The sequence below is a fragment of the Prauserella muralis genome, from assembly GCF_003202285.1.
GTDB classification, from domain to species: Bacteria; Actinomycetota; Actinomycetes; order Mycobacteriales; family Pseudonocardiaceae; genus Prauserella_B; species Prauserella_B muralis.
Map to the genome: position 1 here is coordinate 463,170 of NZ_MASW01000001.1, position 21,577 is coordinate 484,746.

22 protein-coding genes and 1 other RNA gene are annotated in these 21,577 nt (G+C 71.8%); 6 read left to right on the forward strand and 17 right to left on the reverse strand.

Going from position 1 to position 21,577, the window contains the following annotated elements:
* Nucleotides 1-168 precede the first annotated feature (168 nt).
* Genes BAY60_RS03075 through BAY60_RS03085 form a run of 3 tightly spaced genes read right to left on the reverse strand, consistent with a single transcriptional unit; the run spans nucleotide 169 to nucleotide 1,673 of the window.
* Nucleotides 169-705: a uridine kinase family protein gene (locus BAY60_RS03075; RefSeq protein WP_170160298.1), complete on the reverse strand. Its 537-nt coding sequence runs from the start codon at nucleotides 703-705 to the stop codon at nucleotides 169-171.
* Between the two features lie 10 nt (nucleotides 706-715).
* The gene (gene recR, locus BAY60_RS03080; protein ID WP_112279290.1) at nucleotides 716-1,312 is read right to left on the reverse strand and encodes a recombination mediator RecR; all 597 of its coding nucleotides are present in this window, start codon (nucleotides 1,310-1,312) and stop codon (nucleotides 716-718) included.
* A 1-nt stretch (nucleotide 1,313) separates the two neighbouring features.
* Nucleotides 1,314-1,673 (reverse strand): YbaB/EbfC family nucleoid-associated protein, encoded by a 360-nt coding sequence (locus BAY60_RS03085; protein ID WP_112279291.1) that lies wholly within the window; start codon nucleotides 1,671-1,673, stop codon nucleotides 1,314-1,316.
* A 71-nt stretch (nucleotides 1,674-1,744) separates the two neighbouring features.
* Between BAY60_RS03085 and BAY60_RS03090 the strand changes: the two genes are divergently transcribed.
* Nucleotides 1,745-2,602 carry an N-acetylmuramoyl-L-alanine amidase gene (locus tag BAY60_RS03090; protein WP_112279292.1) on the forward strand — a complete coding sequence of 286 codons (858 nt, stop codon included), beginning with the start codon at nucleotides 1,745-1,747 and terminating at the stop codon, nucleotides 2,600-2,602.
* On the opposite strand, the gene BAY60_RS03095 is transcribed toward BAY60_RS03090, so the two are convergent.
* From BAY60_RS03095 to BAY60_RS03105, 3 genes are all read right to left on the reverse strand, one after another.
* The gene (locus tag BAY60_RS03095; protein WP_112279293.1) at nucleotides 2,599-4,629 is read right to left on the reverse strand and encodes a DNA polymerase III subunit gamma and tau; all 2,031 of its coding nucleotides are present in this window, start codon (nucleotides 4,627-4,629) and stop codon (nucleotides 2,599-2,601) included. The genes BAY60_RS03090 and BAY60_RS03095 overlap by 4 nt on opposite strands.
* A gap of 55 nt (nucleotides 4,630-4,684) precedes the next feature.
* Nucleotides 4,685-4,777, reverse strand: an RNA gene (gene ffs / locus BAY60_RS03100) — signal recognition particle sRNA small type.
* 108 nt (nucleotides 4,778-4,885) lie between these two features.
* Nucleotides 4,886-5,137, reverse strand: coding sequence for a DUF397 domain-containing protein (locus BAY60_RS03105; RefSeq protein WP_112279294.1), 252 nt, complete (start codon nucleotides 5,135-5,137; stop codon nucleotides 4,886-4,888).
* Between the two features lie 244 nt (nucleotides 5,138-5,381).
* On the opposite strand from BAY60_RS03105, the gene BAY60_RS03110 reads away from it, so the two are divergent.
* Entirely contained in the window at nucleotides 5,382-5,600 is a 219-nt protein-coding gene (locus tag BAY60_RS03110) for a hypothetical protein (RefSeq protein WP_112279295.1), read from the forward strand.
* Between the two features lie 28 nt (nucleotides 5,601-5,628).
* Here the strand turns inward: BAY60_RS03110 and BAY60_RS03115 are convergent, their stop codons facing one another.
* Entirely contained in the window at nucleotides 5,629-6,486 is an 858-nt protein-coding gene (locus BAY60_RS03115) for a helix-turn-helix domain-containing protein (protein ID WP_112279296.1), read from the reverse strand.
* 77 nt (nucleotides 6,487-6,563) lie between these two features.
* Here BAY60_RS03115 and gndA point away from each other — a divergent pair, with 77 nt between their 5' ends.
* Nucleotides 6,564-8,003 carry an NADP-dependent phosphogluconate dehydrogenase gene (gndA, locus tag BAY60_RS03120; RefSeq protein WP_112279297.1) on the forward strand — a complete coding sequence of 480 codons (1,440 nt, stop codon included), beginning with the start codon at nucleotides 6,564-6,566 and terminating at the stop codon, nucleotides 8,001-8,003.
* Nucleotides 8,004-8,016: 13 nt separating this feature from the next.
* On the opposite strand, the gene BAY60_RS03125 is transcribed toward gndA, so the two are convergent.
* A complete protein-coding gene (locus BAY60_RS03125; protein WP_112280677.1) occupies nucleotides 8,017-8,814 on the reverse strand; it encodes an IclR family transcriptional regulator in 798 nt (265 codons plus the stop codon).
* Nucleotides 8,815-8,932: 118 nt separating this feature from the next.
* Between BAY60_RS03125 and BAY60_RS03130 the strand changes: the two genes are divergently transcribed.
* Both BAY60_RS03130 and BAY60_RS03135 read left to right on the forward strand, forming a co-directional pair.
* A complete protein-coding gene (locus BAY60_RS03130; protein WP_425466440.1) occupies nucleotides 8,933-10,300 on the forward strand; it encodes a TrkH family potassium uptake protein in 1,368 nt (455 codons plus the stop codon).
* On the forward strand, nucleotides 10,293-10,958 hold the full coding sequence (locus BAY60_RS03135) for a potassium channel family protein (RefSeq protein ID WP_245992290.1): 666 nt from the start codon (nucleotides 10,293-10,295) through the stop codon (nucleotides 10,956-10,958). The genes BAY60_RS03130 and BAY60_RS03135 overlap by 8 nt, the downstream gene beginning before the upstream one ends.
* A gap of 79 nt (nucleotides 10,959-11,037) precedes the next feature.
* Here the strand turns inward: BAY60_RS03135 and BAY60_RS03140 are convergent, their stop codons facing one another.
* The 8 genes from BAY60_RS03140 to BAY60_RS03175 form a co-directional block, all read right to left on the reverse strand.
* Complete coding sequence (locus BAY60_RS03140; protein ID WP_112279299.1) at nucleotides 11,038-12,159, reverse strand: 5-methyltetrahydropteroyltriglutamate--homocysteine S-methyltransferase; 1,122 nt, start codon at nucleotides 12,157-12,159, stop codon at nucleotides 11,038-11,040.
* Between the two features lie 133 nt (nucleotides 12,160-12,292).
* Entirely contained in the window at nucleotides 12,293-13,543 is a 1,251-nt protein-coding gene (locus BAY60_RS03145; RefSeq protein WP_112279300.1) for an ABC transporter substrate-binding protein, read from the reverse strand.
* A 2-nt stretch (nucleotides 13,544-13,545) separates the two neighbouring features.
* Entirely contained in the window at nucleotides 13,546-14,721 is a 1,176-nt protein-coding gene (locus tag BAY60_RS03150; protein ID WP_112279301.1) for a branched-chain amino acid ABC transporter permease, read from the reverse strand.
* Entirely contained in the window at nucleotides 14,714-15,592 is an 879-nt protein-coding gene (locus BAY60_RS03155; protein WP_112279302.1) for a branched-chain amino acid ABC transporter permease, read from the reverse strand. Before BAY60_RS03155 ends, BAY60_RS03150 begins: the two co-directional genes overlap by 8 nt.
* The gene (locus BAY60_RS03160; RefSeq protein WP_112279303.1) at nucleotides 15,593-16,384 is read right to left on the reverse strand and encodes an ABC transporter ATP-binding protein; all 792 of its coding nucleotides are present in this window, start codon (nucleotides 16,382-16,384) and stop codon (nucleotides 15,593-15,595) included. It lies immediately after the preceding gene.
* The gene (locus BAY60_RS03165) at nucleotides 16,381-17,193 is read right to left on the reverse strand and encodes an ABC transporter ATP-binding protein (RefSeq protein WP_112279304.1); all 813 of its coding nucleotides are present in this window, start codon (nucleotides 17,191-17,193) and stop codon (nucleotides 16,381-16,383) included. Before BAY60_RS03165 ends, BAY60_RS03160 begins: the two co-directional genes overlap by 4 nt.
* A 153-nt stretch (nucleotides 17,194-17,346) precedes the next feature.
* Nucleotides 17,347-17,967: a response regulator gene (locus tag BAY60_RS03170; protein WP_112279305.1), complete on the reverse strand. Its 621-nt coding sequence runs from the start codon at nucleotides 17,965-17,967 to the stop codon at nucleotides 17,347-17,349.
* Nucleotides 17,964-19,139, reverse strand: a complete 1,176-nt coding sequence (locus tag BAY60_RS03175) for a GAF domain-containing sensor histidine kinase (RefSeq protein WP_245992293.1) — start codon at nucleotides 19,137-19,139, stop codon at nucleotides 17,964-17,966. Before BAY60_RS03175 ends, BAY60_RS03170 begins: the two co-directional genes overlap by 4 nt.
* A gap of 64 nt (nucleotides 19,140-19,203) precedes the next feature.
* Between BAY60_RS03175 and BAY60_RS03180 the strand changes: the two genes are divergently transcribed.
* The gene (locus BAY60_RS03180; RefSeq protein WP_112279307.1) at nucleotides 19,204-19,698 is read left to right on the forward strand and encodes a hypothetical protein; all 495 of its coding nucleotides are present in this window, start codon (nucleotides 19,204-19,206) and stop codon (nucleotides 19,696-19,698) included.
* Here the strand turns inward: BAY60_RS03180 and BAY60_RS03185 are convergent.
* Entirely contained in the window at nucleotides 19,688-21,541 is a 1,854-nt protein-coding gene (locus tag BAY60_RS03185; RefSeq protein ID WP_112280679.1) for a transketolase, read from the reverse strand. The genes BAY60_RS03180 and BAY60_RS03185 overlap by 11 nt on opposite strands.
* Between the last annotated feature and the right edge of the window lie 36 nt (nucleotides 21,542-21,577).

A 21,577-nucleotide genomic window follows, 5' to 3' on the forward strand; every position in this document is an offset into this window, starting at 1 on the left:
CGGACCGGGGGCACGGATGGTCGCAGACCCTAGCGGTTATCGACCGCTCACTTAAGGGTCCGAGGTTACGATCGGGCTACGCAGTGGGTGAAAGTCTGCCGACGACCCCATGAACAGCGACGCTGAGTGAACAATCGGGAGGGCGCTACCGACTTTCGTAGGGTCTTGCTAGCCCAGCCGGGTGTCGGCGTGGTCGCGCGTCCGGTCGACGGCGAACCAACCGTGCTCGAAGCGCTGCCAGGCGGCGAGGTACGGTCTGGACCACTCGCCGTCCCGGGCGACGGCACGATCGAGCCGCTCGGCGGGATCGTCCACCTCCACCCACCACAACGCCGAGAGCCGGGCTCGCACGGAGGCGCGGCCCGCCGAGACGCCCTCCAGCACCAGCACGTCGGGAACGGGGACGTCGACGTGCGCGCCGAGCCGGGGCCGCCCACCGGGCCACTCCATGCGGCGGTAACGGCCGGGCCCGCCGTGCACCAGCGGGCGGAGCACGCCGTCGGCCAGCCTCGGCCACCAGGCGACGGGACAGTCCCAGGTGGCGAAGTCGTCGGTGCTCACCAGCGCGGTCGGCACGCCCCGCTCGCGCAGCGCGGCGACCACCTCGCTCGCCACGGTGGACTTGCCGGAGCCGGACGGTCCGTCGATGGCGAGCAGCCGCACCTTGCCCAGCCGGGCCGGAGCCGCGAGCACGGCGCGCAGCACGGCAGGGCGCCTACAGGGCGCGGCGGCCGGACAGAGCGCGGCCGAGGGTGAGCTCGTCGGCGAACTCCAGGTCACCGCCCATGGGCAGGCCCGAGGCCAGCCGGGTCACTGTGAGGCCGGGGAAGTCGCGCAGCATCCGCACCAGGTAGGTGGCGGTGGCCTCGCCCTCGGTGTTCGGGTCGGTGGCGATGATGACCTCCGACACCTCCTCCCCGCCGATCCTGGCCAGCAGCTCCTTGATCCGCAGCTGGTCGGGTCCGACGCCGGAGAGCGGATCGAGCGCGCCGCCGAGCACGTGGTAGCGGCCCCGGAACTCCCGGGTCCGTTCCACCGCGAGGACGTCCTTGGGCTCCTCGACCACGCAGATCAGGGCGGGGTCGCGGCGGGCGTCGCGGCAGATGCGGCAGCGTTCCTCCTCGGAGACGTTGCCGCAGATGTCGCAGAACCGCACGCCCTCCCTGACCTTGCCGAGGATCTCCTGCAGCCGCGCGATGTCGGCCGGGTCGGTGGCCAGCAGGTGGAAGGCGATGCGCTGCGCGCTCTTCGGACCGATGCCCGGCAGCCTGCCGAGCTCGTCGATCAGGTCCTGGACGACACCTTCGTACAAGCTAGTGCCCTGGCAGCCCGAGATTGCCGAGGTCGGGCATACCGCCGCCGAGGCCGCCCGCGAGGGGGCCCAGCTTCTCCTCGGTGAGCTTCTGCGCGTTGCTCGTCGCGTCGCGCACCGCGGCGACCACGAGATCGGCGAGCGTGTCGGTGTCCTCGGGGTCGACGACCTTCGGGTCGATCGTGAGGCTCTTGAGCTCCATGCCGCCGCTGACCGTCGCGGTGACCAGACCGCCGCCGGACGAGCCGGTGACCTCGGCAGCCGCCAGTTCCTGTTGCGCCGCGACGAGCTGTTCCTGCATCTGCTGGGCCTGCTGCAGGATCTGCTGCATGTCGGGCATTCCGCCGCCGGGTTGAACCATGATTCGGCTTCCGCTTCCTTTGCGCTGGGCGTGCACGTGCCCACCAGCCTAGTCGCAGAGCGTGTGGCACGGTGGACGCCGTGCGTGGTGTCCTCCTGCCGCTGGCGATCCTGCTCGCGCTGACCGGGTGTTCCGGTGGTGGGGGAGGCGGGGCGAGCGGCGCCGCGTCCGGTTCGGCCCCGCCCACGACCGCGACCACGGCCCTGCCCACGGCCACGACCACGACGCCGAAGGCCACCGCGACGACGCCGAGGGCCAACACACCGACGCGGGCGGCCAACACACCGGTCGTCGTCCTCGACCCCGGGCACAACGGCGGCAACGCCGCGGCGCCGGAGGCGATCAACCGGCAGGTTCCGGCCGGGCGGGGCCGCACGAAGGCGTGCAACACCACCGGCACCTCCACCGACTCCGGCTACCCGGAGCATGCCTTCACCTTCGACGTGGCCGGGCGGGTCGCGCGCCTGCTGTCGGCGCAGGGCGTGCGGGTGGTCCTCACACGCGACACCGACGACGGTGTCGGACCGTGTGTCCACCGGCGCGCCGCCATCGGCAACGAGGCCGGCGCCGACGCCGTGGTGTCCATCCACGCCGACGGAGCCGCGGCCGATGCCGGTGGCTTCCACGTCGCCTACTCGGCCCCACCGCTCAACGAGGCGCAGGGCGCACCGGCGAACCGACTGGCCAGAGCCCTGGTGACCAGCATGTCCGCGGCCGGGTTCGGCGTCTCCGACTATCTCGGCGAGGGCGGGCTCTCGCCTCGCGACGACCTCGCCGGGCTCAACCTGTCACGACGGCCCGCCGTCCTGGTCGAGTGCGGCAACATGCGCAACGCCACCGAGGCCGCCGCCATGTCGTCGCCAGCGGGACGCCAGCGTTATGCCTCGGCCATCGCCGAGGGCGTGCTCGCCTACGTGGACGCGACCTAGTCGATCGGACGGGCGCCGAGGTGGTCGGACAGCAGCCGGTGTGCCGCCTCGTCCGGATCCACGGGCACGGACGGGGGCGCGGCGGACGCGTCGGGCGAGACCTCGGCCTCTGGGTAGGGCTCCTCGTCGTCCGGCTCCGGGGGCAGCGGGATGTCCGGCTCGCCGGTCGCGGGCGCGGGCCTGCGGCCCTGCGCCTGCTCGGCGGACGCCGAGGGCCGCAGGTACGACCGCTGCTGCTCCTGCTGCGGGGGCCGTTCCTGGCGCGCCGGGGCCTGCGCGGCAGGCGCCTGGCCCGCGCCGGGCGCGGATGCCGCCTTCACGGCACCCGCGTGCACGCACCGCACCGTCCACTCACCCGAGATGAGCTGCCCGAGCGCGGTGGCGATGCAGTCGGCGTTGCGTGGCTCGGCGAGCCTGCGCGCCAGCGGCTCGGCGGTGTGGGTGAGCACCACCGTCGAGCCCTCGACGCTGTGCACGGTGGCGTTGGTGAGCATCGCCTCGGTGCTGCGGCTCAGCTTCCGCACGGCGGCGAGCAACTGCGGCCAGTACTGGCGCAGCGCGGCTGCGTCCACCTGCCCGGGAGCCGACGAGGCGGGGGCGCTCTCGGCGGCGGGAGCGGCGGCCTCGGGCTCCGGGCGCGGAGCCGGACGTTGCGCGGGCGCCGATGGCTGGGCCTGCTGAGCCTGCGGAGCGGGCGGAGCCTGCCGCGTGGCGTCCGGTTCCGCCTGCTGCGGCGGGGCCGCGGCAGGCGGGTCGGGCCGCTCGGGACGCTGCGACGGCCGCTGGAACGTCCGTTCCGGCGTCGCGGGCTGCGCGGCCGCCCCCGGGGCCGGAGCCCCCGCGTCACCGGCGGGGGCCGCGCCGCCTGCCGTGACCCTGCGCTCGAGGCGCTCCAGCCGCTGCACCAGGGCTCGCTCGTCGTCGGCGACCTCGGGCAGCAGCATCCGCGCGCACAGCAGTTCGAGCAGCAGCCGGGGCGCGGTCGCGCCGCGCATCTCCAGCAGGCCGTTGTGGATGATCTCCGCGTACCGGGTGAGCGTGCCGGGCTTGAGGCGCTCGGCCTGCCCGACCATGCGGCTCAGCTGCTCCTCCGGAGCCGACACCATGCCGTTGTTCGCCGCGTCCGGCACGGAGCGCAGCAGGATCAGGTCGCGCAGCCGGTCGAGCAGGTCGCTGGCGAAGCGGCGCGGGTCGTGCCCGGCCTCGGCGAGCCGGTCGACGGTGCCGAACACGGCCTTGGCGTCGTCGGCCGCCAGCGCGTCCACCATGCCGTCGATGAGCGCGACGTCGGTGACCCCGAGCAGCGCCACCGCGCGGTCGTAGGTGACGCCGTCCGGCCCGGCACCGGCGAGCAGCTGGTCCAGCACCGACTGGGTGTCGCGGGCCGAGCCGCCACCGGCCCGGATGACCAGCGGGAACACCGCGGGTTCCACGGGAACGCCCTCGGCGGCGATGTTGCGCTCCAGCAGCTCCCGCATCGCGCTCGGCGGGATGAGCCGGAACGGGTAGTGGTGCGTGCGCGAGCGGATGGTGGTGAGCACCTTGTCCGGCTCGGTGGTGGCGAAGATGAAGATGAGGTGCTCCGGCGGCTCCTCCACGATCTTGAGCAGGGCGTTGAAGCCCTGCGTGGTGACCATGTGCGCCTCGTCGATGATGAACACCCGGTACCGCGACTCGGCGGGCGCGTAGAACGCCCGGTCGCGCAGCTCCCGGGCGTCGTCGACACCGCCGTGGCTGGCCGCGTCGAGCTCGGTGACGTCGACGCTGCCCGGCCCCTCGGGGGCCAGCGCCTTGCACGGGCCGCACTCGCCGCACGGGTCCGGCGTCGGGCCCTGGACGCAGTTCAGCGAGCGCGCCATGATCCGGGCGCTGGAGGTCTTGCCACAGCCCCGCGGGCCCGAGAACAGGTAGGCGTGGTTGATGCGGCCCGCGGCCAGCGCGGTGCGCAGGGGCTCGGTGACATGCTCCTGCCCGACGACCTCGGCGAAGGTTGCCGGCCGGTACTTGCGGTACAGCGCGAGAGCCACGCCGCGAGCGTACCGGCAGGCTCCGACGAATCCCTGCGCGGTGCGGGGCAGGCACAAAAGGGGACCCCCGCACCCGTCAGAGCCTGCTTATCCTTGCTGCCTTCCGGCCCTGGGGAGGTTCACAGGGTGGACGCCGCGGGGGTCCGGTACCCAGTGTAGGCGAAGGCTCGGCCCGCCTCGGACGCGGGCAGGGTGACGGTGGGCCCGGGTCTGCTCCCGGCGGCGCGAACCGGCACGGACCGGCGTGGACGCCCCGCTAGCCCGGGAGATCGAACTGGCCCGCCTTGACCGCGATCAGGAAGGCCTGCCACTCGCCGGGGTCGAAGACGAAGACCGGGCTGTTGGCCAGCTTCGTGTCGCGCACCCCGACCTTGTCGCCTGCCAGGTTGACCTCGACGCAGTTGCCCCCGTTCGGCTCGCTCGCGAACGACTTCTGCCAGGCGGCCGCGTCGAACATGCTCCCTGCCGTTGCCGGGTCGTAATCCGCTTGAGCGGCATAATCGGCCATGGTGTTACCTCCGTGCCCGGTCGGCGGACGCGGCCGGACGTGTGGTCCGACCACACGTTCCGTCGCGCCCCAGTCGTCGCTTCGACTGACCCATGCCGCCATCCGTGCGACATTCGATCAATCGCCTCGACAGCGTGATTAATCTGCGACTAGGATTATTCCTATCGGTAGGGAGATCCGGGGGCAAATCCGGGGTCGGTCTCGTGAGAGATCGGCAACAGGCGCACTGGGGATGGAGCAGGCTATGGCGGTACGACTCGATGTCGAGCCGATCGCGCCCGGCGGCGAGCCGGGCGCCGAGGAGGAACAGACCACTCGCAGGCCGCGCCGCAGGCTCGGCTTCGGCCTGATCAAGCTGTCCCGGCGCAGCGACGACGGCAGGGAGCTGTTCGGGCGCAAGAACAGCAGCGCGCTGATGCTGGTGGACGACCACTTCGCGCTCCGTCACCTCTGCCGCGCCTGAGCGCGTCGCGTGGCCGAGCGAGCGGCCTCTACGTGTTGAGCTGCGCGCGGTAGGACTCGGCGAGGTCGGCGAGGAACTGCCGCGTCTCCTGCCGCTCCAGCGCGGCACCGCGCAGGCGGTCCCAGGCGTCGACGAACAGCTGGAAGTCCTTGATGTCGTCGAGGTAGATGCCGCCCGCCGTGTGTTCGATGTAGACGAAGTCCCGCGTGCGGTCGGGGAACCGCATGATCGTGAAGTCGTTGGGCACCGAGGCCAGCTTGGCATCGAACGGCAGCACGTGGATGTAGACGCGTGAGCGGCGCTCCAGCTCCAGCATGTGCTCCAGCTGGTCGAGCATCACTGCGGGCGCGTGCCCGCCCGGCGCCCTGCGCAGCGCCGACTCGCTCAGGATGAACCGGTAGTACGGCGGCTGCTGCTGGTCGAAGACGGCCTTGCGGTCCAACCGGTTGCGCACGAGCGACGTGATGTCGGTGGCGCCGAACTCGGTGAACTGCTTGAGCATGTAGTGCTCGGACTGCAGCGGCCCCGGGAGGCGCTCGCCGTGCCACGTCATGATCTCGGCGGCAGCGGGCTCCAGATCGGTGAAGGTGCGAAACCAGTGCGGCACAACCGAGCGGTAGCCGGACCAGTGCCCGCGCTGGCCCGCCGCGGCCCTTGCCAGGCTCAGCAGCGTCTCGGCCTCGTCGCCGTCGATGCCGAACGCGTCCAGCATCGCCCGCACGTCCCCGAGCTTGACGCCCACCGCGCCGGACTCGATCTTGTTGACCTTGCCCTGCGTGCACCCCAGTATGTCGGCCACCTGCTGCTGGGTGAGTCCCGCCGAGGTACGCGCGTGCCGCAACTCGTTGCCGAGCTGCTTGCGGCGGGACGTGACGGTGCTGGCCATGACGCCGGTGACGTTACCGTTTTCGGTGCTCAACGAGAAATCGCCATCCCGTCTCGCGCGCGCGTAGGCTGCGTCTCATGACCAAGAAGGCGAGCATCGGAGTCACCGGCCTCGCGGTGATGGGCCGGAACCTGGCCCGCAACCTGGCCCGCCACGGGCACACCGTGGCCCTGCACAACAGGTCCGGCGAACGCACCAGGGAACTCGTGGAGCGGTTCGGCTCCGAGGGGGAGTTCGTCCCGGCCTACTCGGCGCAGGAGTTCGTCGACGCGCTGGAGCGGCCGCGGCAGATCGTGATCATGGTCAAGGCGGGCGCACCGACGGACGCCGTGATCGAGGAGTTCGCGCCCCTGCTGGAGCGCGGCGACGTGATCGTCGACGCGGGCAACGCGCACTTCGCCGACACGCGGCGGCGGGAGGCCGCGCTGCGCGAACGCGGGCTGCACTTCGTCGGCACCGGCGTCTCCGGCGGCGAGGAGGGTGCCCTGCACGGGCCGAGCATCATGCCCGGAGGGTCGGCCGAGTCGTACGCCTCGCTCGGGCCGCTGCTGGAGGACATCGCCGCCAAGGTCGACGGCACGCCCTGCTGCGCGCACATCGGTCCCGACGGCGCGGGCCACTTCGTCAAGATGGTGCACAACGGCATCGAGTACGCCGACATGCAGTTGATCGCCGAGTCGTTCGACCTGCTGCGCGGCGCGCTGGGCCTGGAGCCCGCGCAGATCGCCGACGTGTTCCGCACGTGGAACACCGGGCGGCTCGACTCCTACCTCATCGAGATCACCGCCGAGGTGCTCGCGCACACCGACGCCGCCACCGGCAAGCCGTTCGTCGACGTGGTTGCCGATGCCGCCGAGCAGAAGGGCACCGGCCGCTGGACCGTCCAGATCGGACTCGATCTCGGCATCCCGATCAGCGGCATCGCCGAGGCGACCTTCGCCCGTTCGCTGTCCGGGCACACCGGCCTTCGCGCCGCGACGCGCGGGCTCGCCGGTCCCGAACGGACACCGCTGACGGGCGCGGCGGCCGAGCGCTTCGCCGACGACGTCGAGCAGGCGCTGTACGCGTCGAAGGTCGTCGCCTACGCGCAGGGGTTCAACCAGATCCAGGCGGGCAGCGCCGAGTACGACTGGAACATCGACCTCGGCGCGGTGGCCTCGCTCTGGCGCGGTGGCTGCATCATCCGTGCCAAGTTCCTCGACGACATCCGCGCCGCCTACGAGGCCGAGCCCGCGCTGCCCACACTGCTAACGAGCGGCGACTTCCGCAAGGCCGTCGAGGACGCCCAGGACGCGTGGCGCTCGGTCGTGTCCACGGCGGTGCGGCTCGGCATCCCGACACCCGGCTTCTCCACCGCGCTGGCCTACTACGACGCGCTGCGCGCGGACCGGCTGCCCGCCGCGCTGGTGCAGGGTCAGCGGGACTACTTCGGCGCGCACACCTACCGTCGCGTCGACCGCGAGGGCGTCTTCCACACCGAGTGGGCCACCGAGGCGCGCGCCGAGCGGCCCGCGTAACGGGCGTTCTCGCTCACGGCGGCTCGCTGCGGACACCGTCGAAGGGGGTGCGTGCCCTCGGGGCGCCCAGCGCCCGGGAGATCCCGCGCGCGGCGGCCCGCACGGCGGGCACCACCGTGCGCGGGTCCGTGGCGTCGGCGGGGGCCACGATCGAGATGGCGGCGACGACGGTGTCCTGGCGCCCGTACACGGGGGCCGCCACGGACACCGCGTCCGGCTCGATCTGGCCCTCGCTGATCGCGTACCCGTCGCGCCGCACGTCGGCGAGCACGCGGCGCAGCTCGTCGGCCGAGGAGATGGTCCGCTCCGAGTAGCGCTTGAGGGGCGCCGCCAGGGCGTCCTCCTGCACCTGCGGTGGCGCGAACGCCAGCAGGACCCTGCCCACGCCGGTGACGTGCGCAGGCAGCCTGCCGCCCACCCTCGTCTGGATGCGGATCGCGTCCCGCCCCGAGATCCGCTCGACGTAGACGACCTCGGCGCCGTCGAGCACGGCGAGCTGCACGTTCTGATGGGTCGCCTCGTACACGTCCTCGAGGAACGGAAGGGCGGCCTCCCGCAGGCCGGTGCCGTGCGGCGCGAGGGAGGCGATCTCCCACAGCCACAGCCCCACCCGGTAGCCACCGGACTCGTCGCGCTCCAGTGCGCCGCGTGCGGTCAGCTCCCGCACCAGGCGGTGCGCCGTCGACAGCGGCAGCCCGGCGCGGCGGCTCAGCTCGGACAGAGTGAGCACGGGCCGCTCGGAGCTGAAGGCGTCGAGCACGTCGAGCACCCGGCCGACCACGGTGGGTGAGACATCAGGGTTGCGCCGCACCCGGACCACCCAAGCCGGTCGACACACCCGGTGCAAGCTGCCGCCGTGCCGATGCGGGGCCGCCTGCGAATGGTTAGCTTGGGCATCGAAACACCCGCCGACGAAAGGAAGCGACCCGGTGGCGCAGGCGCTGCTCCGGCCCACCCTGCGCAGGCTCCTTCCCAGTTGGCGCAGGCCGGCTCGCATCGTCGCCGTCGCGTTCGCGCTGGCGATCAGCGCCGGTACGGTGCTGCTCCTGCTGCCGATGGCCACCGAGGGCGGCGAGTCCGTCGACTTCGTCTCGGCGCTGTTCACCGCGACCTCCGCGGTGTGTGTGACGGGCCTGGTCGTCGTGGACACGCCCACCCACTGGTCCACCTTCGGCGAGGTGGTCATCCTCGGCCTGATCCAGGTGGGCGGGCTCGGCATCATGACCATCGCCTCGCTGCTCGGGCTGCTGGTGTCACGGCGGCTCGGACTGCGGCTGCAGCTGACCGCCCAGGCCGAGACGAAGGCGCTGGACCTGGGTGACGTGCGCCGCGTGGTGGCGGGCGTCGTGCTGGTGAGCCTCGCGTTCGAGGCGGTCACCAGCGCGGTGCTCGCCACCCGGCTCGCCACCGGCTACGGCTACGACACCGGGCGCGCGATCTACCACGGGGTGTTCCACGCGGTGTCGGCGTTCAACAACGCCGGGTTCGCCCTGTATCCGGACAGCCTCGTCCGGTTCGCCACCGACGCGTGGGTGTGCCTGCCGATCGCGATCGCGGTGCTGGCCGGCGGCCTCGGTTTCCCGGTGTGGGTGGAGATCTGGCGGCACCGCAGGGGCAGGCACCGCTGGTCCATGCACGCCAAGATCACGGTCATCACCACCTCGGCTCTGCTGGCGATCGGCACGCTCGTCATCACCGTCGCCGAATGGAACAACCCCGAGACGCTGGGCCGGTTCGGGGTCGGCGGCAAGCTGCTTGCCGGGTTCTTCAGTGGCGTGATGCCCCGCACCGCCGGGTTCAACAGCGTCGACGTCGGCCAGCTGGAGTCGGGCACGCTGCTGGTCAACGACGTTTTGATGTTCATCGGCGGCGGCAGCGCGGGCACCGCGGGCGGCATCAAGGTCACCACGTTCGCGCTGCTGGCGTTCGTGATCCTCGCGGAGGTGCGTGGGGAGCCGACCGTGCACGTGCTGGGCCGCAAGCTGCCCGCGACCGCGCAGCGGCAGGCGCTCACCGTGGCACTGCTGAGCGTCGGTGCCGTGGTGGCCGGGACGCTGGTGCTGCTCACGCTGACACCGTTCCGGATGGAGGCGGTGCTGTTCGAGGTGATCTCGGCGTTCGGCACGGTGGGCTTGTCCACCGGGATCACCGCCGACGTGACCACGTGGGGACACCTGGTGCTGACCGTGCTGATGTTCCTCGGCAGGGTCGGGCCGATCACGCTCGCCTCCGCGCTCGCGCTGCGGGAGCGGTCGCGGCGTTACGAACTTCCGGAAGAGAGGCCGATCGTTGGGTAACCGCAGTTCCAGGCACCGGGTGGTGGTCATCGGGCTCGGCCGCTTCGGCAGCTCGCTCGCGATCGAGCTGGTCAGGGGCGGCAGCGAGGTGCTCGGCATCGACAGCGACCCCAGGCTCGTGCAGCGCTACGCCGACGAGCTGACGCACGCCGCCGTCGCCGACACCACCGACGTCGAGGCCATGACCCAGCTGGGCGTGCCCGAGTTCCGCAGGGCCGTGGTGGGCATCGGCACCGACATCGAGGCCAGCATCCTCACCACCTCACTGCTCGTGGACTTCGGCGTGCCCTCGATCTGGGCCAAGGCGGTGAGCCGCCAGCACGGTCGCATCCTCGAACGCGTCGGCGCCCACCACGTGGTGCTGCCCGAGCACGACATGGGTGAACGCGTGGCGCACCTGGTGACCGGGCGGATGCTGGACTACATCGAGTTCGAGGACGACTACGCGATCGTCAAGACGACCGCGCCCGCCGAGGCCGTGGGCAGGCCGCTTGGCGAGAGCAGGCTGCGCGTGAAGTACGGCGTGACGGTGGTGGGCGTCAAGCGCCCCGGCACCGGGTTCACCTACGCCACCGCGGAGACCGTGATCGACCGCGCCGACATCCTCGTCGTCGCGGGCCGCCGCGAGCAGGTCGAGACCTTCGCCGACCTCACCTGAGCCGAGCCGAAGGTGCCCTTGGGTACACCATGCGTACCCGAGGGCACCTTCGGCTCGCCCGACGCGAAGGCTTGGTGCGCTAGCCCCAGACCTTCGCCGCGGTCTCGACGATCCGCTCCAGCTTGCGGATCTCCTGGTCCTCGGTGATGTCGTTGCCCTCCTCGGTGGAGGAGAAGCCGCACTGCGGCGACAGGCAGAGCTGGTCGAGGTCGACGTACTTCGAGGCCTGCTCGATGCGCCGCTGCAGCGACTCCACCGACTCCAGCTCGCCGCGCTTGGTGGTCACCAGGCCGAGCACGACATACTTGCCCTTCGGCACGAACCGCAGCGGCTCGAACCCGCCGGAGCGCTCGTCGTCGAACTCCAGGAAGTAACCGTTGACGTTGAGCTCGTTGAACAGGGCCTCGGCGACGAAGTCGTAGCTGCCCTCGGCGGCCCACGACGACCGGAAGTTGCCCCGGCACAGGTGCGTCGTGATGGTCATGCCCTCGGGCTTGGCCGCGATGGCGGCGTTCATCGTCTTGATGTTGCGCAGGTGCAGCGTCTCCGGGTCGCCGCCCATGCGGGCCACCAGCTCACGCTGGTTCGGGTCGTTGAGGTAGGCCAGGCTCGTGTCGTCGAGCTGCAGGTAGGTGCAGCCCAGCTCACCCACGCCCTTGATCTGGTTCGCATACGCCGCGCTGAGGTCGGCGAAGAAGTCCTCGAGATCGGGGTAGACGTTCTCGTCCACGGCGGCCCGCCCGCCGCGGTAGTACACCATGCTCGGCGAGGGGATGGTGAGCTTCGGCGTCACGCCGGGGTCCACAACGGACTTCAGGAAGCCGAAGTGCTCGCCGAAGATGGTCCCGCTCAGTCCGACCTTGCCGTCGACCTGCAGGCCCGGCGGGCTGAACTCCAGATCTCCCGCGGCGTTGTGGAACTTCACGTGCAGCCGCTCGTCGCTCTTCGAGACGCCGTCGAGCTGGTAGATGAAGTCCATGTGCCAGGACGCGCGCCGGAACTCGCCGTCGGTGGCGGGCTGCAGGCCGACCTTGCGCTGGAGGTCCACGACACGCCGGATGGCGTCGTCCTCCACGGCCTTGAGTTCCTCGGCGGTGATCGCGCCCTGCGCCGCCTTCTCCCTGGCTTTGTGCAACTCGGGGGGCCGCAGCAGGCTGCCGACGTGGTCTGCGCGAAACGGTGGGGTCGAACGCTGACTCATTGCCGAATCCTCACACGACGATGTGAGCGGCTTCAATACGCGGGCCGATCCCTTCCGCCCGGCGGAAGGCGGCTTGCGGTGAGTGAAAGGCCGCGGCGGCCCCGGGCCTTTCCGGGGCCGCCGCGGAAACCGCTCACTGCTGATGCGGTGCCTTGTAGCCCTTCGCGTCCTCGGACTCGAACAGCGGCTTGACGTACTTCATGCCGCCTTCGACCGACGCGTCCGGCTGCGCCACGTACACCTGCCGCGTCGCAGGCGCGCCCGGCTGGGAGAAGTCCAGCTCGGCCACGAGGTCGCCGGTTTCGGCAGACGTCGTCTGCTGCAGCGCCTTGTGCACACCGGCCCGCGTGAGGTCCTTGTTCTCGCAGGCCTTCCTCAGCACCGTGCCCCACACCTCGGCCACCGCGTAGCCGTAGGGGACGCCCGCGTTCGGCGGCTCCGTGAAGCCCGCCTCCTCGTACTTGCGCGCGACCTCCCTGGCCTTGTCGATGTCGGCCGAGAACGGCACGCTGCTGGCCACCACGTAGAGCTTGTCCAGCGCGTTCGCGGCCGGGCTCTGGTGCAGCAGCGGGTCGAACGTCGGGTTGTTGCCGAGGATCGGCACGTTGAGCCCGAGCGCCTTGTTGGCCGCGGCCACCGACCCGGTCTGCGTGGGCGTGGTGGTCAGCAGGATCGCCTTGACACCCTGGCCACGCAGGCCCGTCACCACGTTGGTCAGGTCGTTGTCCGACGAGGTGATCTTGACCTCGCGCAGCTTCAGGTCGTGCTGCTCGGCGTAGTACCGCGCGCCGCGCAGGCCGTTGGCGCCGTACTCGCCGTCGATGTAGATGTGGCCGACGGTGTCGCCGTCGGAGATCATGCCCTCTTCTTGCAGGTAGGACAGGCCGTCGATCATCTCCACGTCGTACGTCGTGCCGACGACCATCAGGTAGGGGTTGCTCAGCAGCTCCGACGACCACGACGCCGGCGTGGTGGTCATCTCGTCGGACTCCAGATCCCCGCTGAGCGCCGCGGTGACAGGGGAGCCGACGAGCTGCACCAGCCCGAGAACGTTCGGCTCGATCTGCGGGTACAGCGTCTTCGCGGTGTCGGCCTTGTAGCCGTGGTCGACGATCCGCAGCTTGAGCTGGCGGTCGCAGATGCCGCCCGCCGCGTTGACGTCCTTCACCCACAGCTCGTTGCCGTGCGTGATGCCGGTCGAGAGGTTCTTGAACGGCCCGGTCTGGTCGGTCATGACGCCTAGGGTGATCTCGGAGTCGGTGACGCCGACGTCGGTCTGCACGCCGCCCGCGCCCTCACCGCCGGAGTCCGAGCCGCCACCCTTGGTGCCACAACCCGCGAGAACCAGCGCCGAGGCACAGGCCAGGGCGAGTATTCGTTTCATGTTCATTCCTTTCCGCGCCGCGTGAAGGTCAGGCGTTGCCCGATCCTGCGGCCGATGGCCGCGAGACCCCCTGGCTCGAACAGCACGACGAGGATGATCGCCGCGCCGTACACGAACGAACTGATCAAGATGGGCGTGAACGCGCCCTCGCCGGTGCCGGTGGACCAGCCCAGCTGTGTGGAGTAGAGCGCGAGCACCTGCGGTAGCCCGTTGACCAGCAGTGCCCCGACGAGCGCGCCCGGCACCGAACCGAGCCCACCGATGATGATCATCGCGAGGTAGGCGATGGAGACGTTGATGCCGTAGGTGCCGAACTCGCTCTCGTCGGGCTTGAGGATGTCGAACCACAGCACCGTCATCACGCCCGCGAGCCCGGCGTAGGCCGAGGACACCGCGAACACCCCTGCCTTGACCGTCGGCACGTTGACGCCCATCACGGCGGCCGACGCCTCGTTGTCCCGCACGGCCCGCCAGGCCCTGCCGATGCGTCCGCGCACCGCACCCCGCGCCAGCAGGAAGGCGATCACGACCAGTGCGAGGAACAGGTACCAGACGCGCTCGGTCTCGCGGATCGGGACACCCGCGATCTCCAGGTCGCCGTCGTTGGAGAACGGGAACCCGAACAGCTCGAACGTCGCGGGCGGGCGTCCTGTGGACGTGCCGCCGGTGAGCGACTCGGCCGACTGTCCCAAGTAGAGCCCGAGGAAGACGAGCGCCAGCGAGGCGACACCGAGGTAGATGCCGCGCAGCCGCGCGGCCACCGGCGCGAACGCCAGGCCCAGCACCGCCGTGATGGCGACGGCACCGAGCAGGGCGAGCAACGGGTCGAGCCCGAAGCCGACGAGTTCCGGGTCACCGGTGGGCCCCGAGAGGACCGTGTAGGAGGTCGCCCCGGCGAGCAGGAAGAAGGCGTGCGCGAGCGAGAGCTGGCCCGCCTGACCGGTGAGCAGGGTCAGCCCGATCGCGCCGACGGCGCCGACCATCATGTACTGCCCCGCCTTGAGCCACTGTGCCTCCAGGTACAGCGGCAGCGCGAGCAGCACCAGAAACAGCGCGAGCCACAGCGCCTTGCGCACCCACCACTGCGCGCCACGGCGCGGCGTGGGCCTCGGCGGCGCCTGCGGCGGCTCCGGCGGCGCCGTCGTGGTGGCGCGGGCATCGGTTCCGGTGTCAGACACGGGTCGTCTCCCTCGTCCCGAACAGGCCCGACGGCCGGATCACGAGCACCAGCAGCATCACGAGGAACACCGCGCTCTTGGAGAAGGCGAACGACACGTAGTGGGTGGAGAGCGCGTCGACGAGGCCGACCACGATGCCGCCGACGATGGCGCCCGCCGTGGAGTCGAGACCACCGAGAATCGCGGCGGGGAACGCGGCGAGCGCGATCGAGTGGGTGCCCCGGGACAGGCCCGCGCCCGAGAAGTCCTGCGTGGCGATGAAGAGCACCGCGACACCGGCGAGCAGTCCCGCCACCAGCCACGCGGTCGCGGTGACCCGCGCGCTGCGGATGCCGACGAGCGCGGCCGCCTCCTTGTTCTCGGCCTGCGCCCGCATGGCGATGCCCCAGTTCGAGTACCGGAACGCGATGAAGAACAGCGTGATCAGCACGGTCGCCACCACCAGCGCCACCAGGTGCGTGCGGAACAGCGTGACGCCACCGGCCTGGATGGGCTGGGCGTCCCAGGCGTCGCCGATGAACGGCAGCGACACCCCGAGTCTGCGCACGATCTCCTCGGTGATGATCACGTCCACGCCGATGGTGAGCAGGGCGAGGCTGAACGGGTCGGCCAGTTTGGACCGCGAGAGCAGCAGCCGCTCCACGAGCAGGGCGAGCAGGCCCGCCCCGACGATGCCGACGACGACCGCACCCGCCCAGCCGAGCGTCTCCCGCGTCGCCACCACGAGGTAGCCACCGAACAGCACCAGCGAGCCGTGCGCGAAGTTGACCACCTCCGTGGCCTTGAAGATCACCACGAAGCCCAGCGCCAGCAGGGCGAACACCGCGCCCTTGCCGAGCCCGTTGACCACGAGCTGAACGAACGTCTCCACTTACCCGGCCTCCGTGCTCTCGGTGTTGTCCGTGCCCAGGTAGGCCTTGACCACCTCGGGGTCGGCCTGCACCTCGGCGGGCGTGCCGTCGGCGATGACCCGGCCGAAGTCCAGCACCGTCACCCGGTCGGCGATGTCCATGACCAGTCCCATGTCGTGCTCCACGAGCAGGATCGAGATGCCGAGCTCGTCACGGACGTCGCGGATCGTGCCTGCCAGTTCGGCCGTCTCGGCGGCGTTCATGCCCGCCGCCGGCTCGTCGAGCAGCAGCAGCGACGGCTCCACGGCGAGCGCGCGGGCGATGTCCACCCGTTTCACCGCGCCGTAGGGCAGGCCGCCCACCGGGGTGTGCAGCGCGGCGCCGATGCCGAGGAAGTCGCAGATCTCCGCGGCCCGTGCCGCGTGCCTGCGCTCCTCGCGCCGCGTCCAGGGCAGCCGCAGCCCGCACGCCAGGAACCCGCCGCGGGTCAGCGCGTACCGGCCGAGCATCACGTTGTCCAGCACGGTCGAGTGCGGCGAGAGCGCGGCGTTCTGGAACGCCCTGCCGACGCCGAGCCGGGCTCTGCGGTTGGGCCGGTAGGCGGTCAGCTCGTGTTCGCCGAACGTCACCGACCCCGCGCTCGCCCTGTACAGGCCGCTGATCACGTTGAAACAGCTGGACTTGCCGGCTCCGTTGGGCCCGATCAGCGCGTGCAGGGCGCCGGGCGCCACCGTGAAGGACACGTCGTCCAGCGCATAGAGCCCGCCGAAGCGCAGTGTCACCTCGCGTACCCGCAGTTCCGCGGTGGTCATCCGCTCCACCTCGACAATCCGCGCATCCCGGCCCGTTGCTCGCGCGCCTGTTGTGCCTCGCGCTCGGCATCGGCGTCGGACTCGGCGTGCCCGCCGAGGTAGAGCCGTTGCACCTCCTCGCTGCCCGCCAGCTCGGCGGCGGAACCGGCCAGCGCCACGGAGCCGACCTCCAGCACCACGGCGGTGTCGGCGACCGCGAGCGCCATCACGGCGTTCTGCTCCACGAGCACCACGGCCGTGCCCTGCGCGTGGATCTCGCGGATGGTGGCGGCGATGCGCTCGACGATCTTGGGGGCGAGCCCGAGCGAGGGCTCGTCGAGCAGCAGCAGGCGCGGGCTCGACATGAGGGCCCTGCCGATGGCCAGCATCTGCTGTTCGCCGCCGGAGAGCAGCCCGGCCCGCTGGCCCGCCCGCTCGGCGAGCACGGGGAACAGCTCGTGCACGCGTTGCTTGGCCTCGGCGCGCTCGGCGGCGGAGCGGGCGCCGATGCCGCCGGCGCGCAGGTTCTCGTCGACGCTCATCCGCGCGAAGATCTGCCTGCCCTCGGGCACGCCGACGATGCCGAGACCCACGATCGCCGCCGGGTCCAGCCGATCGATGCGCCGGTCGCCGTAGCGCACCTCGCCTTCGACGACCTCGCCGCGATGCATACGCAGCGTGCCCGAGAGCGTGCGCAGCAGGGTGGACTTCCCGGCGCCGTTGCTGCCGAGCACGGCCAGCACGCCGTCGTCGGGAACGTCGAGGTCAAGCCCGTGCAGAGCCGCGACCGAGCGGCCGTACCGCACGCGCAGGTTCCGCACCGTCAACACAGCGTGTCCAAAGTGGGGGCGTCGTTGCCCACACGGCCTCCTCCGGTCGTGTGACGTCAGTCACTACCAGTGGCGGCTATCCTGCGTGCGCTTGGGAAGTTCCCATACCCCCACCTGGAGAGGGAAAGGGCAACGAACTGGAAACGGTGCTGGTCAGAGCAGCCCGGCCTCGCTGGCTTTGCCGATGGCCTCCACCCGGTTGCGCGCGCCGAGCTTGTGCAGCGCCGACTGGAGGTAGGTCTTGACGGTGTTGCGGGTCAGCCCCGTCGCCTCGGCGATCTCCGGGTTGGTCTTGCCCTGGGCGGCCAGCCGCAGCACCTCGTACTCACGCCGCGTGAGCCCGCTGCGCGCGAGCGCGTCGGTGCGCTGCCCCGCGTCGGGCATGATCCGGGGGTCCACCACCCGCTCGCCGCGCAGCACGCGGCGCAGCGCCGTCGCCAGATCGGTGCCCGCGACGTCCTTGAGCAGTCCGCCGTGCGCACCGGCCTCCAGTGCGGCGACGACGCCCTGGTGGTCGCCGTGCGCGGTGAACACGACGATCTTGGCGCCGGGATGGGCTCTGCGCAGCCCGGCGATGACCTCGGGCGCGAGCATGTCGGGCAGCCGCAGATCGAGCAGCACCAAGTCCGGCAGCAGCTCGCCGACCCGCTCGATGGCGGCCCTTCCCGACTCGGCCGAGCCTGCGATGACCAGCGTGGGGTCGGAGCGCAGCAGCAGCGTCACACCGTCGCGCACCACCGGGTGGTCGTCGACGACCAGAATCTTCGCGGTCACGCCGGGACACCGGGCAGCCAAGCGCGCAGGGTGCAGCCGCCGTCCTCGTCCCGCACGAGGCTCACCCTGCCGCCGACGCGGGCGGCGCGCTCGGCCAGCGACCGCACGCCCATGCCGGTGCTCGCGGCCTCCGGCTCCGCGGCCTCGCCGACGCCGTCGTCGGCCACCACGACCTGCACGCCGTCGTCGCACGGCCCGAGGCTCACCACCACCGAGAACGCCCGCGCGTGCTTCTCCACGTTGAGCAGGCCCTCGCGGACGACGGCGACGAGCAGCGCGGTGCGCTCGGCATCGAGCGGCGGCACCGGCGCGAGCTGCACGAACCGGGCCGGGACGCCGGTGCGGGCCTCGAACGAGCGGGTGTACTCGGCCAGCTCCACGGGCAGCGCCCGCTCCGGGGTGGTCTCCGACAACGCGAGCAGCGACTCGCGCAGCGCGCTGGACGCGGCGGAGACGTCCGACTCGAGCCTGCGCAGCCGCAGGTCGAGCGCCGGGTTGTCGCGAATGGCCTCGTGCAGGTCGCGCACCTGCACGCCGATCGAGAACAGCAGGGCGCCGACGGAGTCGTGCAGCGCGCTCTGCATGCGCTGCCGCTCGGCGGTCACCGCGTCGGCCCGCGACGCCGCGGCGGCGCTGGCGATGCGCAGCGCGGTGGCCGCCCTGCCCGCGATGCCCTCCAGTTTGGACACCGCGTCGTCGCCGAAGTCCGCGGCCTTGCGCATCGCCGCGTAGGCCACCGCGACCGTCTTGTTCTTGTCCTCGCCGGTGTCGAGAATCGGCACCGCGAGCATCGCACCGAGGCCCTCGCCGCGCACCTGCGCGTCGAACTGGTGCGTGATCGTCGGGGAGCTGACGTAGTCGGTGACCCGGACGGGCCTGCCCAGCGCGATGACCCGCCCGCCGACCCCGTGGCCCACGGGCACGATGAGGTTGCGCAGCTGGTCGGTTCTCGTGCCGGACAGCCACCGGATGACGGCCTGCCGCGGGCCGTCCACCTCGGCGACGAACCCCGAGTCGGTGCCGAGGGTGTCGCGGATGAGGCGGGCCGTGCCGTGCAGGGCCACCACGCGGTCGAGCACGGTCAGCAGGCCGTCGCGCTCGCGCAGCAGCGCGTCGAGTGCGTTGCTGTGCTCGACGGCTCGCTCCGTCGCGCTTCGTTGCTCGGCCGCCACGACGTCACTATAAGTCCTGGACCGGGCGAGCGTGAGGGAGCGAAGCGGCGGGTATCCACCGGCCATGTTTGGTTCCATACTGCGTGGCATCGCGGCGGGCGCCGCGGGCACCACCGCGCTGAACGCCACCACCTACCTGGACATGGCCGTGCGCGGCCGTCCCTCCAGCAGCACGCCCGAGCAGACGGTGGAGAAGATGGCGAAGACCGCGGGCGCCGACATTCCCGGCGACGAGGAGACCCGGCAGAGCCGGGTGTCCGGGCTGGGCGCGCTGATGGGCATGCTCTCCGGCACGACCATCGGCGCGGCCTACGGTGCGGCGCGCGGGCTGGGCTGGCGCCCGTCCGTGCTGGTCGGCAGCGTCGTCACCGGCCTGGGGGCGATGGTCGGCTCCGCGGCTCCGATGACCGCCATGAAGGTCACCGACCCCCGCGAGTGGGGCGTCGAGGGCTGGGTCAGCGACGCCGTCCCCCACCTCGCCTACGGACTGGTCACGGCGGCGACCTACGCCGCGACGGAGCCGCGGCGCAGGTGGTCGTTCACGCGCGTCACTCGCTGAGCAACGCCCTCGCGCCGTCCACGACGGCCGAGGCGTCGATGCCGGCGTGCTGGAGCTGCTCCTGCGGGCTCGCCGAGCCGGGCAGCGCCAGCACGCCGAGCTTCGCCACCCTCGGCATGCTCGTGGCCTGCGTGAACGCGTCGAGCACCGCGTCGCCGAGCCCGCCCTGCGGCCAGTGGTCCTCCACGGTCAGCACGCGGCCGGTGTCGGCGGCGGCCTCGTGCAGGGTCGCGGCGTCGATCGGCTTCACCGAGTAGGCGTCGATCACCCGCGCCGCGATGCCGTCGGCGGCGAGCCGGTCGGCCGCCGCCAGTGCCTCGGGCACGGTGATGCCCGCCGCGACGATCGTCAGGCGGTCGCCGGGCGAGGAGCGCAGCACCTTGCTGCCGCCGATCGGGAACGTCTCCTCCGGCCCGTACAGCACGGGTGTGTCGCCGCGGGTGGTGCGCAGGTAGCTGATGCCGGAGCGGTCGGCGATGGCCGCGGTGAGGTGCGCCGTCTGGTTGGCGTCGCACGGGTAGAGCACGGCGCTGCGCCACAGCGCGCGGAAGAACGCCAGGTCCTCCAGCCCCATCTGCGACGGCCCGTCCTCGCCGATCGAGACGCCGGCGTGCGAGCCGACGACCCGCAGGCTCGCCCCGCTGATCGCCGCCATGCGCAGGAAGTCGTAGGCCCGGCTGAGGAACGCGGCGAACGTGGACACGTACGGCACCCAGCCCCGCACCTGCATGCCGACCGCCGCCGCGACCAGTTGCTGCTCGGCGATGTAGCACTGGAAGAACCGCTCCGGGTGCGAGCGCGCGAAATAGCCGAGCCTGGTCGAGTCGCTGACCTCGCCGTCGAGCGCGACGACGTCGGACCGCACGCCACCGAGCGCCTCCAGCGCCTCGCCGAACGCGGTGCGGGTGGCGACCTCGGAGCCCTGCTCGTAGGCCGGGATGCGCAGCGAAGCCGTGTCCGGCCTCGGCGGGGCGGCGTTGCCGTCCGGGGCGTTCACCTCGACGCGGATGGCGCGGCGGCCGCCGAGTTCCCGGATGGCCTCGTCGGCATCGGGCAGGGGCTTGCCGTGCGCGCCCTCCTTGTCCTCGACGGCGGCCACGCCCTTGCCCTTGCGGGTGCGCGCGAGGATCGCGGTGGGCCGGTCGCTGCCCAGCGCCTCGGTGTAGGCGCGGTCGATCTCGCCGACGTCGTGGCCGTCGATCTCGATCGTGTGCCAGCCGAACGCGGCGATGCGGCGGGCGTAGGCGGCGGTGTCCCAGCCGTGCCGGGTGGGGCCGCGCTGGCCGAGCCGGTTGACGTCGACGATCGCGACGAGGTTGTCCAGCCGCGCGTGCCCGGCGTGCTCGAAGGCCTCCCACATGGAGCCCTCGGCGAGCTCGCTGTCGCCGCACAGCACCCACACCCGGTAGCCGAGCTGGTCGAGGTCGCGGCCCGCGAGCGCGAGGCCGACCCCGATGGGCAGGCCCTGCCCGAGCGAGCCGGTGGCCACGTCCACCCACGGCAGCTGCGGCGTCGGGTGACCCTCCAGGCGGCTGCCCGCCCTGCGGAAGGTGAGCAGCTCGTCGTCGGCGATGGCACCCGCGGCGGCGAACATCGCGTACAGCAGTGGCGAGGCGTGGCCCTTGGAGAAGATCAGGTGGTCGTTGCCGGGGTTCTGCGTCGCCGTGAAGTCGTAGCGCAGGTGGTTGCCGAGCAGCACCGCCATCAGGTCCGCCGCCGACATCGACGACGTGGGGTGCCCCGAGCCCGCCGCGTCGGCGGCCCGGATCGCGTCGACGCGGAGCTGTTGCCCCAGTTCCGCCAGTGCCGCCTGTTTCTCTGCGTCCACGGTCGCCACGGCCACGGCGTCCCTCTTCCCGGTCGGCGTCGGCACGGTCAT